Raw genomic sequence first — 13156 nt, 5'->3', positions numbered from 1 at the left:
TTCATTCCCCGCGCAGGTTGGCCGCGATGGGCTGGCCGGCCAGCCGTCGGGCCGGATAGAGCCCGGCGAGGAAGGCGGCTGCCACCGCGAGCACGATGCCGGTGACGAGCTGCCCCGGCGCCACCACGAAGCCCATGGTCCAGCCGAAGGAACGCTGGTTGATGACGTAGATCAGCAGCGCGGCCAGCGCCACGCCGAGGGGCAGCGCGAGCAGTCCCGAAACCAGGCCCAGCAGTGTGGTTTGAGCCAGCGAGTTGGCCCCGGTCTGGCCGCGGGTATAGCCGATGGCGCGCAGCGTCGCCACTTCCCGGTTCCGCTCGAGCTGCAGGGCCAGCAGGGCACTCAGGATGCCGAAGAAGGCGATGATGCCGGCCAGCAGGCGCAGCACGCCGGTGATCTCGAAGGTGCGGTCGAACACGTTCAGGGTGACCTTGCGGATATCCTCGTTGGCCGCAAGGCTCACGTCGCCGCGCTCGGCCGCGAAGGCGCCGAGCGCCTGCTCGATGACCTGTCGGTCCGCGTCGGGTTCCCGGTAGATGCCGACACCGTAGGGCTTCCTGTAGCCCCACAGGTCGGCCGCCACGTCGTAGGGCAGCATGGCCGAGCTGCCGGCGGTGCGATAGTCGCGGAAGACACCGAGTACGGCGAACGCGCGTTGTCCCTGCGCCGTCGGCAGGGTCAGCGTGTCGCCCGCTTCGAGTCCCCGCAGGCCGGCGAACGCCTCGGCCAGGAGGATGCCTTCGCCCGCCTCCATCGCCGCGAAGGCGGTCTCCGGGTCGCCCGCGACCAGTGTCTCGCCGTAGCCGCGCGGCCCGGCCTTCGCGGCGCGCACCGCCACGTCACCTTCCGCCGTCGGCAGGGTGATGGTGCGCGACAGGCTGGTGCCGGCCACGCCGTCGATGGCGGCCAGCCGCTCGATCTCCGCCCGGGTGAAGCCCTGCTCGCCGGCGCCCTCGGTGATCAGGTAGTAATCGGCGATGAGCGACTCGTCCAGCCAGCGGGTGACGCTGCCCCGGAAACTGTCGATCATGACGCCGATGCCTACCACGGTGGCCACGGCCACCGCCAGCGCCGTGACCGCGAGGCCGGTGCGCGACAGCGAGGCTGCCGCGCCCCGTATGGCCATCCTGACCGGCAGACCGAGGCGCCGGCCGCCTGCCGCCTGGCCGCCGGCCAGCAGTCGTCCGGTGGCCGGCGGCACCAGCAGCGCATAGCCCGCCAGCACCAGGAACAGCCCGGCGAAGGCCGGCACCAGCCCGGCGCCTGGCCAGGCGATCAGCGCCGCCGCCCCCAGGAAGGCGACGACCGCCACGGCGGGACCGGCCCTGAAGCGCTGCTGCATGCTGCGCTCCCGGGCGATCTCGGTCATGGCGGCGCGCGGCGGCTCGCCGGCCGCCTCCATCGCCGGGCGCAGCGCGGCGATCACCGTCGCGCCGACCCCGAGCACGCCCGCCTTGACGAAGGGAAACCAGGCGATCCCGTCCGGGCTGACCCGGGCGGTGAAGTAGAGGTCGTTGATGGTGGCCAGCACCAGGTCGGTGAGCGACCGGGACAGTGCCCAGCCGAGCGCGAGGCCTGCGGCGGTGGCGACCAGCCCGAGCACGAGGCTCTCCGCCAGCACATCGCCGGCCACGTCGCCCCGGGTGGCGCCGAGGGCGCGCAGCGTGCCGAGGCTCCGGCGACGGCGCACCACCGCGAACGACATGGTGGCGTAAATCAACAGCATGCCCACCACCAGAGCCAGCAGGCTGAGCGCGGTCAGGTTGATGCGGAAGGCGCGGAGCATCTCGCCCGTGACGTCGTCGCTGGAGCCGGCCGGGACCAGCGTCGCGCCCGGCGGCAGGGCGTCGGCCACACGCTCCGCCATGTCCTCAGGCGTGTCCCCGGGCAGGGCCAGTTCGATGCGGCTCAGTTCGCCCACCCGGCCCAGCACCTCCTGGGCGGTGCTGATGTCGGCGATGACGGGCCCCGATTCGCCGGAGCCGCGGCCGGCCTCCAGCACGACGATGCCGCGGACGCGCAGCTGGTGGGCCACGTCCCTGGCCGTGACGGTGAATTCGTCCCCCGCGGCGAGCCCGAGAGAGGCGGCGAACGCCTTCGGCAGCAGGACCGCGCCCGGCTCGGCGATCAGTGGCCGTATGTCCAGCCCGCCGTCGTCGGCCTGGCGCCGGACCCCTCGCTGGACCAGCTGCAGGGCATCGTCGAAGGCGAGTTCCGCGACCGGATCGACGCCCAGCAGACGCACCGAGCGATCCCCGTGCGCGGGCAGCAGCACCCGGCCTTCCACCACCGGAGCGGCGAGGTCGAGCCCGACGCCGGTCTTGATCCGGGTGTAGACCGACTCGTCCAGCGCGCCGCCCGCCGCCTCCACGTAATGGCTGGCCCGGTTCGAGGTGAGCTCCCGGGAGAGCTCGAACGCCCGCAGCGAGGCGGCATTGGCGAGGTCGATGGCCACCACCACGGCGACGCCCAGCGCGATGCCGGCGACGGCGAGCGCCAGCTGGCCGGGGTGGCGCAGGTAGAAGCGGATGGCGGACTGGCGCCGGAGGCTGGTCACTGGCGCTCCAGGCCGCCCTCGCGCACCTCGTAGACCTCGTCGGCGTAGCCGATGACCTCGGTGCTGTGGGTGGCCATGATCAGCGTGGTGCCCTGGCGCCGGCAGGCGTCATCGAGGAGTTCGACCACCTGCTGCGCCGTGGACAGGTCCAGGTTGCCGGTGGGCTCGTCGGCCAGCACGATGGCGGGCTCGTGGATCAGCGCCCGGGCGATGGCCACCCGCTGCTGCTCGCCGCCGGACAGCTCCTCCGGGAAGCGGTCGCGGAAGCCCTCCATGCCCACGCCGGCCAGCGCCGCTTCCGCTCGTTCCCGGCCCTCGGCCGCCGGCACGTCGAGCAGCTCCAGCGGCAGGCGGACGTTCTCGCCCGCGGTCAGCGTCGGCAGCAGGTTGAAGAACTGAAACACGAAGCCGAGATGACGGCGGCGGAACAGCGTGCGCTCCCGGTCCGCCACGCCGCTCACCGGTTGGTCGCCGATGCGGATGCGGCCGGCGCTGGGTTCGTCGAAACCGGCGATCAGGTTCAGCAGCGTGGACTTGCCCGAGCCGCTGCGTCCCAGCAGCGCGACAAAGCGGCCGCTGGCGAATTCGGCGCTGACGCCGTCGAGCACGGTCTGGCGGTGTTCGCCTGCCCGGTAGTGCTTGCTGACCTGTTCGAGGGTGATGCGCATGGCGCGCATTGTTCCACAGCTCGCCTCCGCTGTGGCGCCGGGGCGGGGGCTGTTCAGCCGCTGCGCAGAAAACCGGGCAAAAAAAGGCCCGGGCACCGCAGGGTCGCAGTGCCCGGGCAAGGGCCCCTACGCGGGGCGGGGTGGATTCACGCGGCTTCCTGCAGCGGACGGGTTTCCGGCTCATCGGCCACGGTCGCCGCCGGCGCCTTGGACACGTCACGGAAACGCAGCATGTCCAGGATGCGGGTCGACGCCCCGTTCCAGAAACCGGCTTCCATTCCTTCCACGCTGCGCGGATTACGGAACGTGCCGAACACCATGTCCCACAGCGGAAGGTTGGCGTAGTTGAACTCGTGCCGGCCGCGGGCGTGATGCACCAGGTGACTCTCCGGCCGCTGGATCAGGTAGCCGAGCCAGTGCGGTGTCCTGATGTTCGCGTGCTGGAACATCGCGTTGAAGGCGAGCCAGGTCGCGCAGATGGCGCCCGCCTCCGGCGTGAGCCCCAGCAGCGGGAAGAACACCAGCGAACTCCACGTCGTGAAGAAGAACAGGTCGATCGGGTGCAGGTAGTTGGCCCCGAAGGCGTCGATCTTCTCCGCGCTGTGGTGCACCTGGTGTCCGGCCAGCCACAGCCAGTCGAAGCGGTGCGCCGAGCGGTGATACGCGTAATGGATCAGCTCGTAGACCAGAATCCCCGCCGCCACGCCGCCCCAGGTGCCGAGCACCGAACCGTCCAGCAGGCTCACGCCCTCGAACACGGTGCCCCAGAACGCGGTGACGGCGATGGAACCACCGAGCACGGCGACGGTGGCGGCGAACATGCGCAGCCGGTACCAGCGCGGTGCCTCGAACTCGCGAGCCTCGTAGACCAGGTCCAGCGCCATGAAGGCGGGGATGAAGGCGAGGCCGATAATGCCCAGTATTTCGATCATCTCTTTTTCCTCTCTCTCAGAGGCCCGCCATCAGTGCGGCGTTCGCGCACAGGATGGCCAGGCCGTACAACACCAGCAGCGCAATCACTGCCGGTTCCATCTCCTCGCCCCGGCCGCCAGCGGTGCGCTTGCGGCCGGGGCGGGATTGCTTCGGGTGGCGGGGCGTATCCACGGATGGCTCCGCTTCAGCCCGCCACGCCGGCGAACTGCGCGACGCTGTAGCCGTAGGCGGTGACCAGTGCAGCCAGCACGAGCCAGCCGACGGCCTGGGATATCGCGCGTTCCTGCCATTGCTTGCGTGTCTTCATGACGTTTCCTCCTCGTCGCTGGTCGGCGGCAACCGCGCTGCCGACGAAGCGAATGATGGGGAGGCCGCGCGCTAACTAACTGAAATAGAAGCGCTTTAATTCCGAAGAAAAACCGAAATTTGTCCGCAGGTGCGTGCAGAGATGCGCCGGGATGTGTCTCGGGCCCGCTGCCGCGGTCTAGAATTGGCGGGAACCACGGGAGAGAAGCAGCGTGATGCTGAGGCAGCCGTTCATCGTCGGCGACTGGGAGGTATTCCCTCTCGAAGGCCGCATCGTCCGCGACGGGAGATCGGAACGCCTTCGCCCGAAGGCCATGGACGTGCTGTGCCTGCTGGCCGCGAGCCCCGGCGAGGTGGTGGAGCGCGATACCATCCTGGGCGAGGTCTGGGGGCGCACGGCGGTGACCGACGAGCCGCTCACCGCCACCATCGGCGAGTTGCGGCGCGCGCTCGGCGACCGCCGCGGCAGTTATCGCTATGTGGAGACCATTCCGAAACGGGGCTACCGGCTGGTGGCGGAGGTCGCCGAATCGGCCGCGCCGCAGATGGCCGGGACCGACGCTTCATCCCCGGCAACGGTTGCGGCCGGCGGGGACGCCGGACGGCGCACCTGGATGCTGGCGGCCGGCGTGCTGCTGGTGCTCGGGGCCGCGGCGTTCGTGTTCTGGCGCAGCGGCAGCGGCGACGGCTCCGCGACGCGCGGCTCCATCGCCGTGCTGCCGTTCGCCGTGCAGGGCGGCGCAGAGGCGGATGTGTACTTTGGTGACGGTCTCGCCCAGGAGATACTGACCACGCTGTCCACCATCGGCGAGCTGCGGGTCGTGGCCCGCCATTCGGCTTTCGAATTCCGCGACCGTGCCGACGATCTCGCGGCCATCAGGGACAGCCTGCAGGTGGATGCGGTGCTCGACGGCAGCATCCGGCGGGACCGCGACCGCATCCGCGTGAACGTGCAGCTGGTGGACGTGGCCAGTGGGTACAACCTGTGGGCGCAGACCTACGATCGGCGTATCGGCGACACCTTTTTGTTGCAGACGGAGATCGCCAGGGCCATCGCCAGCCAGCTCAGCGTGAAGCTGTCCGCCGGCAGCGCGGTGCCTTCACCCCGGGCGCCTGAGGGGGATGCCTATATCGCCTACCTGCACGGGCGCTACCTGTTCGAGACGGCGCGGGACGAGCCAGGTTTGCGCGAAGCCATCCGTTACCTCGAGGAGGCGGTGGCGGCCGATCGCGCATTCGCGCCGGCATACTCGGCTCTTGCCGGGGCCTGGATGCGACTTGCCGATATCGGCGCGATCCCGGCAGACGAGGGCTACGGGCGCGGCGGCACTCACGCGCGGCGGGCCCTGGAGCTCGCGCCCGACCTGGCGGAAGCGCACCTGCTGCTGGGCTGGATGCACCTCTATTACGACTGGAACTGGGAGGAAGCCCGGCGCTCCCTGGAGCGGGCCCTGGAGCTGGCCCCCGGTGACGGCTTCGTGCTGATGGCCAACGCCGCGCTGAACTTCCACCTGGGGGAGTTCGATCGGGCGGTGAGGCTCGCCGCCATGGCAACCGAGCGCGACCCGTTGCGTGCCAGTCCCTATTACAACCTCGCCTATTTCCGTTATACCGCCGGCGATCTCGAGGGTGCCGAACACGCGCTCGACCGCGCCGAGGAACTGGTGCCCGGCTATCCCCGCGCCGGTCTGCTACGGGTCCAGATCGACCTCGAGCGCGGCAACGTCGCGCTGGCCGGGAGCCGGGTGGAGCCGAATCCCATACTGGGGCCGGTGGCCGATGCGCTGATCGCGGAGGCTCGCGGCGAGAGAGAGCAGGCACTGGCGGCCGTGTCGATCCTGGAGCGGGACCATGCGGTCACCGCGCCGTACCAGATCGGGGAAGTCTACGCCTGGCTGGGCGAGACCGACCTCGCCTTCCGCTGGCTCGAGCGGGCGTGGGAGGCGCGCGACCCGGGTATGACGGACCTGAAAGTCGACCCGCTCCTCGAGCCGCTGCGAGGCGACCCCCGCTACCGTGAGCTGTTGTCGCGCATGGGCTTCGAACCGTCCCGCGTGAGTCCGTAGGGCGCGACCAGCCTCCACACGTGCGCCGGCACCATGTGGCGCATGCGCCGCGGTGCCTGACGCGCCAGGTGCAGCACCGTCTCCACCGCTTTCATCTCCACCCGGGCGCGGGCGAACTCCAGACCCCGCGGGCCGATGCGCGGCATGAGCCAGCCGACCAGCGGCCGGAGCCAGTCCGGCATGCCCCGCACCGGCAATCCGCCGGCGGCGCGTTCCGTGTTCTTCAGGAAGCCTTCGACATGGCTCTTCCGCCTGCCCGCGCTGCCGGGCTCGCTCGTCACGACCTCCGTGCCCAGCAGTCCCAGCAGTTCCTCGCCGCGGTGGTTGCGCACCAGCAGCCACTGCTCGCCCTCGCCGCCCATGTAGCCGACGGTGATGTCGGCCAGCACGTTGGTGTAGTCGACGCAGGTGCGGCAGGTCAGCGGGAAGAAGTCCGAGGGCAGTTTTGAGATAGGCAGTTTCAGGAACCGGATCTCGCGGCGGCGGCCGTCGGTGTAGCGCAGCTCCACGTGGAAGTCGGCGCGGAACTCCAGGTACTCGATGGTCTCGGGTTCGTCGGACAGCAACGCCAGAAACCGGTGGAAGCGCTCGGTGGTGGTGTTGTCGGAGCAGGGCGTGCCGATCACGTACAGGCGCTCGAGCCCCAGCTCCCGTTCCAGTGCCCGCAGGGCGTAGACCTGGCACGGGATGCCGATCACTGCGATGCGCCGATGCCCGGCCTCGACGGCGGGCTCGAGCAGCGCCAGGAGGGGCGCGTAGCCCATGCGCATGCCGCGGCAGGCGGCCATCTGCCGCGAGTCGGTGACCAGCACGGGCACGGGCTTCCAGCGGTCCTGCGGGTCGGGCCCCATGGTGAGCACGGCATCCACCAGCCCGTCCTCGAGCAGCCGCTCGCCGATGCGCGTGGTGATGCCGGTCCATTGGGCACCTTCCCGCGACTCTGCGAGCCGGGCCCGCAGCATCCGGCGGAAGGGGCCGAAGTGCAGCTCGTCGGGCCGCGCCGGGTCACGGGCTCGGCCGTGTACCTGCCGCTCGAGCCCCGGGTAATCGGGCTTTATGAACTGGCAGGCACGGCCGCAGCGCTTGGGTTCGGCCGTCCGCGAGATGCCGCAGTCGGTGCACAGGTCCCGCGGCGCCGCCGCGCCGAACGGCGGCGCGGCAATGCCGGTGTCAGCCGGGGAGCTGATAGCCCACCGAGGCCCCCGGACCCAGCGGCAGGCCCAGTCCCACCCAGATCATCGTCATCACCAGACCGCCGACCATCAGCCAGATGGAATACGGGATCATGGCGGCCATCAGGCTGCCGATGCCGAAATCCGGTTTCCAGCGCTGGCAGAAGGTCAGGATCAGCGGGAAGTAGACCATCAGCGGCGTGATGATGTTGGTGGCGCTGTCGCCCACCCGATACGCGGCGGTTGTCATCTCGGGGCTCACGCCGAGCAGCATCATCATCGGTATCATCACCGGCGCGAGCAGGGCCCACTTGGCGCTGGCGGAGCCCACGAGCAGGTTGATGCCGCCGGCGAACAGCACCAGCAACGCCAGGAGTACCGGCATCGGCAGGTTCGACGACTCGATGGCACCCGCGCCCTGAACCGCGAAGATGAGGCCGAGGTTCGACCAGTTGAACATGGCCACGAAGTGGGCCGCGGCGAAGGCGAGCACCAGGTAGTAGGCCAGGTCCGCCATGGACTCGGACATCATGGTGACGATGTCCCGGTGGCCCTTAACGGTGCCGGCAGCGGATCCGTACGCCCAGCCCGCGGCGAGGAACAGGATGAAGAAAGCGGCCACGAGAGACTTATAGAAAGGCGACAGTCGGGCGGTTTCGTCAGCCGTCTCGTCGATCAGCGGCGTGCCCGGTCCTATGGTGAAGAAGATCCAGAGAGCCACGACGCCGAGCACCGCCAGCCCGGCCCATTTCAGGCCACGGCGCTCCTCGGGCGTCAGCGGTTTGTCTTCGTGGATGGACTTGGCCGCCTCGCCCTCGGGCGTGTAGGTGCCGAGCCGCGGCTCGATGATGCGGTCGGTGACGTACCAGATAACCGGCAGGAACAAGAACGTCATGGCGGCGATGAAGTACCAGTTGCCGGCGATGTTGGCATCCCACGCCGGCACGATGCTCTCGGCCGCGGCCTCGGTGATGCCGAACAGCAGGGCATCCAGCTGACCCGGCAGCAGGTTGGCCGAGAAGCCGCCGGAGACGCCGGCGAACGACGCCGTGATGCCGGCGATGGGATGCCGGCCGGCTGCGGCATAGAGCACGCCGGCCAGCGGGATCAGCACCACGTAGGCGGCATCGGCGGCCAGGTTGCCCAGCATGGCCACCAGCGCGACCACCGGCGTCAGCAGGAAACGGGGCGCGTTGCGTACGCCGGCGTGCATCGCCGAGGCGAACAGCCCGGAGCGCTCGGCGATGCCGGCGCCCAGCATGACCACCAGCACGTAGCCCAGCGGATGGAAATGGGTGAATGTTGTCGGCATCTCCACCCACAGCCGCCGGATGTTGTCGGCCGAGAGCAGGCTCTCCGCCGTGAGCACCAGCGGCATGCCGTCGGCGCCCTTTTCGGTGGGGTGCAGGGCGGACATGTCCACCCAGGCCGCGAAGACGCTGAACAGGATCAGTCCGGCGATCAGGTACAGGAAAATGAATACCGGATCGGGCAGGCGGTTGCCGGTGCGCTCGATCCAGCCGAGTATGCCCGTGTTGGTGGCGGGCGTGCCGTCCGACGGTGCCATGCTCGCTCCCTCGTCTGTGGAAAAATTCCCGGCAGCATAGGCCAAGGGCCGGACGAGGGCAAAAGCGCGGCGGCCCGCCGCGACGCACCCGTGCAGGGGACTGTGGTAGTTTCTGAGCTGTCAACGACAGGGGGAGGAAGCCAACCATGGCGCAGGTCAGCGATATCCTGAAGCACAAGGGCGGCGTGCTGTGGTCGGTGTCGCCGCGCGCGACGGTGCTGGAGAGCCTGGAGATGATGGCCGCGAAGGACGTCGGCGCCGTCGTCGTGCTGGACGACGGCCGCCTTGCCGGTATCTTCACCGAGCGCGATTACGCCAGGAAAGTGGTGCTGGCCGGCCGCTCTTCGAGGGAGCTGCCGGTGAGCGAGATCATGACCACGCAGGTGGTGTGCGTGGCGCCGGAGCGCTCCGTGGACGAGTGCCTGGCGCTGATGACCGACAAGCGTATACGGCATCTGCCGGTGCGCGACGCCAGCGGGGTCGTGGGCCTGGTCTCGATCGGCGACCTGGTGAAGGCGAAGATCGCGGATCAGGAGCACACCATCGAGCAGCTGCAGAGCTATATCGCAGGCCAGTTCTGAGCCCGCCGTGGACGAGGCGCGCATAGCCTGGATGAGTGCGCGGGAGGCCGCGGCGGCCATCCGCGCCGGCGAGCTCACCAGCCGCGACCACCTGGAGGCGATGCTGGCCCGCATCGACCGCCTGGACGGGCCGCTGAACCTGGTCGTCACCCGGGACGACGAGCGCGCGCGGCGCGCAGCCGACGAGGCCGACCGGGAGGCCGCGCGCGGCCGCTGGCGAGGCCCGCTGCACGGCGTCGCCATGACCATCAAGGACTCCTTCCAGACCGCCGGGCTTCGCACCACCTCCGGTGCGCCGGAGCTCGCGGAGTTCGTACCGGAGCACGACGCGGCTGCCGTGGCGCGCCTGCGCGACGCGGGGGCGGTGATCGCCGGCAAGACCAACCTGCCGCTCTACGCGGCGGACGTGCAGAGCTACAACGCGGTCTTCGGCCAGAGCAACAACCCCTGGGATACGAGCCGCACCGTGGGCGGTTCCTCGGGCGGCGCGGCCGGGGCGCTGGCCGCGGGATTCACGCCGCTGGAGCTCGGCAGCGACATCGGCGGCTCCATCCGAGGGCCTGCGTCCTGCTGCGGCGTCACCGGCCACAAGCCGAGCTTCGGTATCGTGCCGGGGCGGGGCCAGATTCCCGGTCCGCCGGGCACGCTGACCGAGGCGGATATCGCCGTCGTGGGGCCCCTGGCTCGGGACGTGGCGGACCTCGAGCTCGCGCTCGACGTCCTGGCGGGTCCGAACGACTGGTATGCGAAGGCCTGGTCGCTCGAGCTGCAGCCGCCGCGCCACCCGGATCTTGCCGACTACCGGGTGGCGGTCTGGTTCGACGAGCCGTCGGCGCCGGTGGACGCCCCGGTCCGCGGCCTGCTCGGCGCGGCGGCCGATGCGCTGGCGGATGCCGGCGCCCGGGTGGACTACGAGGTACGGCCGGCGTTCACCTTCGACAAGGCGGTTACGGTGTTCAACCAGCTGCTGAATGCGGCGCTTTCCGGCGGCTTCAGCCGGGACGAAATCGAGGCGATGGCGGCGAAGGCTGCCGAGGCCGGGGAGGGCCGTGCGCTGGCGGCGCGGTTCACCTCACAGCGGCACCGGGACTGGCTGTCGGCTAACGAGCGACGCCTGCAGCTCAGGGCGCGCTGGCACGAGTTCTTCCGTGACCGGGACGCCGTGCTGGCGCCCGTGCTGCCGACGACGGCCATCCCCCACGATCATTCCGAACCGATGAGCCGGCGCACCATTACGGTGAACGGCGAGCCGCGGAATTACCAGGAGCAGTTCAGCTGGATGGGCCTCGCCGGTGCCTCGTTCCTGCCGGCGACGGTCATCCCCGTTGGGGTCGCGGAAGACGGCCTGCCGGTGGGGCTGCAGATCATCGGCCCTTTCCTCGAGGACCGCACCTGCCTGGATCTGGCCGACCGCCTGTACCGGCTGCTCGGCGGTTTCACACCGCCTCCGGGTTACGGCCCGGCCTGAGCGAGCGGCCGCCGCCGGCCCGCGGTCGGGTAGCGGCGCGGGATGTGGCGTGGGTCACGGCTTTCCTGACCGGCGGCGGGCAAGGTGCTTGTCAACCCGGCCGGCGCGAAAACGTTGTAGTTGCTCGTGCCGATCAGAAGGGACGCGGGGTAGCAGGATGACGAGAGGGTTACGGGCATACGCATCGGGCTCGAGGGCCGTGCTCCTTCTGGCGGCGTCGCTGGCGCTCACCGCCTGCGGCGGCGGGGGTTCCTCCGGGGGCGGTTCGGAGCCGCCTCCGTCTCCGCCGCCGCCGCCGCCGACGACGGTCAGCAAGACCGAGGCGTTCCGCTTCCTTAACCAGGCGACCTTCGGTGCCACCGAGGCCGGGGCCGACGCGGTGGTCGGGAGCGGCATCGAGGCCTGGATCGACGACCAGATGAACGCGCCGGCCTCGCTGCAACTGCCCTATCTGCGCTCGTTGCCGCGGCCCGACTTCCCCGGGCAGCTGCAGCCGGACCGGGTGGACGTGTGGTTCCGCAACGCGGTGGACGGCGAGGATCAGCTGCGCCAGCGGGTGGCGTTCGCGCTGTCCCAGATCATGGTCGTCTCCCAGCTCGGCGCGCTCGAGGGCGCCCCCTGGGCGCTGGCGGGCTACTACGACACCCTGGCCGAACAAGCCTTCGGCAATTTCCGCGACCTGATGGAAGCCGTCACGCTGCATCCGGCCATGGGCATCTATCTCAGCATGCTCGGCAACGAGAAGCCGAACCCGGCGCTGAACATTCGCCCGGACGAGAACTACGCCCGCGAACTCATGCAGCTGTTCACCATCGGTCTCGTCGAGCTGAACGTGGACGGCACGGTGAAGACCGACGGCGCCGGCCAGCCGATTCCCACCTACGACCAGTCCGTCATCGAGGGATTCGCCCACGTCTACACGGGCTGGCACTTCGCCGGCGCACCGAGCTTCGAGCAGGCGCGCATCACTCCCGTCAACCAGACGCAGCCGATGGCGCTGTACGAGGCGTTCCACGACACCGGCCCGAAGCAGCTGCTCGACGGCATCGAGCTGCCGGCCGGGCGGTCCGGCGAGGAAGACCTGCGCGCGGCGCTGGACAACATCTTCGAGCACCCGAATGTGGGGCCGTTTCTCGCCACACGGCTGATCGAGCGCCTGACCACCAGCAATCCGTCGCCGGCCTACGTGCGCCGGGTGGCCGAGACGTTCAACGATAACGGTGCCGGGGTGCGAGGCGACCTCGCGGCGGTGGTGCGGGCGATCCTGCTCGACCCGGGGGCGCGGCCGGACGACGCGCTGGACACCGACGGCAAGCTGAAAGAGCCGCTGCTGCGCCTGACCCAGCTCTGGCGCGCCTACGACGCCCGCAGTGAGAGCGGGGCCTTCCCGTTCGGCTTCGCCTACATCCTGCTGGGCCAGGGACCGCTGCAGTCGCCCTCCGTGTTCAACTTCTACAGCCCGTTCTACGCGCCGCCCGGCGAGATCCGTGACCGTGGACTGGTGGCGCCGGAGCTGCAGATCGCCACCGAGTACCAGAACACCCTCGTCACCAACCTGATGCTGGCGCAGGCGTTCGTGAACCATTCCGAGAACCCGGACCTGCGTCCGGACGACGTGTTCATCGACATCGGCGAGGAGGTGGCACTGGCCGGTGACGCGGAGGCGCTGGTGGCCCGGGTGGCGGACAAGCTGCTGGCGGGCGAGATCTCTCCGCTGCTCTCGGAGGAGGCGGTCGGGATGGTGGAACGCATCCCGGCCGGCGACCCGGTAGCCCGGGCGGCCGAGGCGATCTACCTCGTGGCCTCGTCGCCCGAATACGCGTACCAGCGCTGAGGGG

11 protein-coding genes are annotated in these 13156 nt (G+C 70.1%); 4 read left to right on the top strand and 7 right to left on the bottom strand.

Going from position 1 to position 13156, the window contains the following annotated elements:
- Position 1: 1 nt before the first annotated feature.
- From ACJMKZ_RS06660 to ACJMKZ_RS06640, 5 genes are all read right to left on the bottom strand, one after another.
- Positions 2 to 2557, bottom strand: coding sequence for an FtsX-like permease family protein (locus ACJMKZ_RS06660; protein ID WP_405232405.1), 2556 nt, complete (start codon positions 2555 to 2557; stop codon positions 2 to 4).
- Entirely contained in the window at positions 2554 to 3225 is a 672-nt protein-coding gene (locus tag ACJMKZ_RS06655; RefSeq protein ID WP_405232404.1) for an ABC transporter ATP-binding protein, read from the bottom strand. The genes ACJMKZ_RS06660 and ACJMKZ_RS06655 overlap by 4 nt, the downstream gene beginning before the upstream one ends.
- 146 nt (positions 3226 to 3371) lie before the next feature.
- A complete protein-coding gene (locus ACJMKZ_RS06650) occupies positions 3372 to 4157 on the bottom strand; it encodes a sterol desaturase family protein (RefSeq protein ID WP_405232403.1) in 786 nt (261 codons plus the stop codon).
- A 16-nt stretch (positions 4158 to 4173) separates the two neighbouring features.
- Positions 4174 to 4329, bottom strand: coding sequence for a hypothetical protein (locus tag ACJMKZ_RS06645; protein ID WP_405232402.1), 156 nt, complete (start codon positions 4327 to 4329; stop codon positions 4174 to 4176).
- Between the two features lie 13 nt (positions 4330 to 4342).
- A complete protein-coding gene (locus tag ACJMKZ_RS06640) occupies positions 4343 to 4465 on the bottom strand; it encodes a hypothetical protein (RefSeq protein ID WP_405232401.1) in 123 nt (40 codons plus the stop codon).
- 214 nt (positions 4466 to 4679) lie between these two features.
- On the opposite strand from ACJMKZ_RS06640, the gene ACJMKZ_RS06635 reads away from it, so the two are divergent.
- Positions 4680 to 6530: a winged helix-turn-helix domain-containing protein gene (locus ACJMKZ_RS06635; RefSeq protein ID WP_405233148.1), complete on the top strand. Its 1851-nt coding sequence runs from the start codon at positions 4680 to 4682 to the stop codon at positions 6528 to 6530.
- On the opposite strand, the gene ACJMKZ_RS06630 is transcribed toward ACJMKZ_RS06635, so the two are convergent.
- Together ACJMKZ_RS06630 and ACJMKZ_RS06625 are read right to left on the bottom strand one after the other, a co-directional pair.
- Positions 6476 to 7492 (bottom strand): Coenzyme F420 hydrogenase/dehydrogenase, beta subunit C-terminal domain, encoded by a 1017-nt coding sequence (locus ACJMKZ_RS06630; RefSeq protein WP_405232400.1) that lies wholly within the window; start codon positions 7490 to 7492, stop codon positions 6476 to 6478. The genes ACJMKZ_RS06635 and ACJMKZ_RS06630 overlap by 55 nt on opposite strands.
- 208 nt (positions 7493 to 7700) lie before the next feature.
- Positions 7701 to 9269 (bottom strand): AbgT family transporter, encoded by a 1569-nt coding sequence (locus ACJMKZ_RS06625; protein WP_405232399.1) that lies wholly within the window; start codon positions 9267 to 9269, stop codon positions 7701 to 7703.
- A gap of 146 nt (positions 9270 to 9415) precedes the next feature.
- Here ACJMKZ_RS06625 and ACJMKZ_RS06620 point away from each other — a divergent pair, with 146 nt between their 5' ends.
- The 3 genes from ACJMKZ_RS06620 to ACJMKZ_RS06610 all read left to right on the top strand — a co-directional run bounded on the left by ACJMKZ_RS06620 (position 9416) and on the right by ACJMKZ_RS06610 (position 13152).
- Positions 9416 to 9850, top strand: coding sequence for a CBS domain-containing protein (locus ACJMKZ_RS06620; protein ID WP_405232398.1), 435 nt, complete (start codon positions 9416 to 9418; stop codon positions 9848 to 9850).
- Positions 9851 to 9857: 7 nt separating this feature from the next.
- Positions 9858 to 11318, top strand: coding sequence for an amidase (locus ACJMKZ_RS06615; protein WP_405232397.1), 1461 nt, complete (start codon positions 9858 to 9860; stop codon positions 11316 to 11318).
- A gap of 199 nt (positions 11319 to 11517) precedes the next feature.
- Positions 11518 to 13152, top strand: a complete 1635-nt coding sequence (locus tag ACJMKZ_RS06610) for a DUF1800 domain-containing protein (protein WP_405232396.1) — start codon at positions 11518 to 11520, stop codon at positions 13150 to 13152.
- Positions 13153 to 13156 lie beyond the last annotated feature (4 nt).

The sequence above is a fragment of the Lentisalinibacter salinarum genome (genome assembly GCF_040706555.1).
Lineage (GTDB): Bacteria > Pseudomonadota > Gammaproteobacteria > Steroidobacterales > Woeseiaceae > Lentisalinibacter > Lentisalinibacter salinarum.
Note: the sequence above shows the minus strand (reverse complement) of the source record. Positions and strands in the feature narration are given on the sequence as shown.

What these genes read in the sequence shown, in the direction of transcription:
- ACJMKZ_RS06625 (WP_405232399.1), bottom strand. Translation starts at nt 9,269, where the DNA reads ATGGCACCGTCGGACGGCACGCCCGCCACCAACACGGGCATACTCGGC.
- ACJMKZ_RS06630 (WP_405232400.1), bottom strand. Translation starts at nt 7,492, where the DNA reads ATGCTGCGGGCCCGGCTCGCAGAGTCGCGGGAAGGTGCCCAATGGACC.
- ACJMKZ_RS06655 (WP_405232404.1), bottom strand. Translation starts at nt 3,225, where the DNA reads ATGCGCATCACCCTCGAACAGGTCAGCAAGCACTACCGGGCAGGCGAA.
- ACJMKZ_RS06640 (WP_405232401.1), bottom strand. Translation starts at nt 4,465, where the DNA reads ATGAAGACACGCAAGCAATGGCAGGAACGCGCGATATCCCAGGCCGTC.
- ACJMKZ_RS06650 (WP_405232403.1), bottom strand. Translation starts at nt 4,157, where the DNA reads ATGATCGAAATACTGGGCATTATCGGCCTCGCCTTCATCCCCGCCTTC.
- ACJMKZ_RS06635 (WP_405233148.1), top strand. Translation starts at nt 4,680, where the DNA reads ATGCTGAGGCAGCCGTTCATCGTCGGCGACTGGGAGGTATTCCCTCTC.
- ACJMKZ_RS06620 (WP_405232398.1), top strand. Translation starts at nt 9,416, where the DNA reads ATGGCGCAGGTCAGCGATATCCTGAAGCACAAGGGCGGCGTGCTGTGG.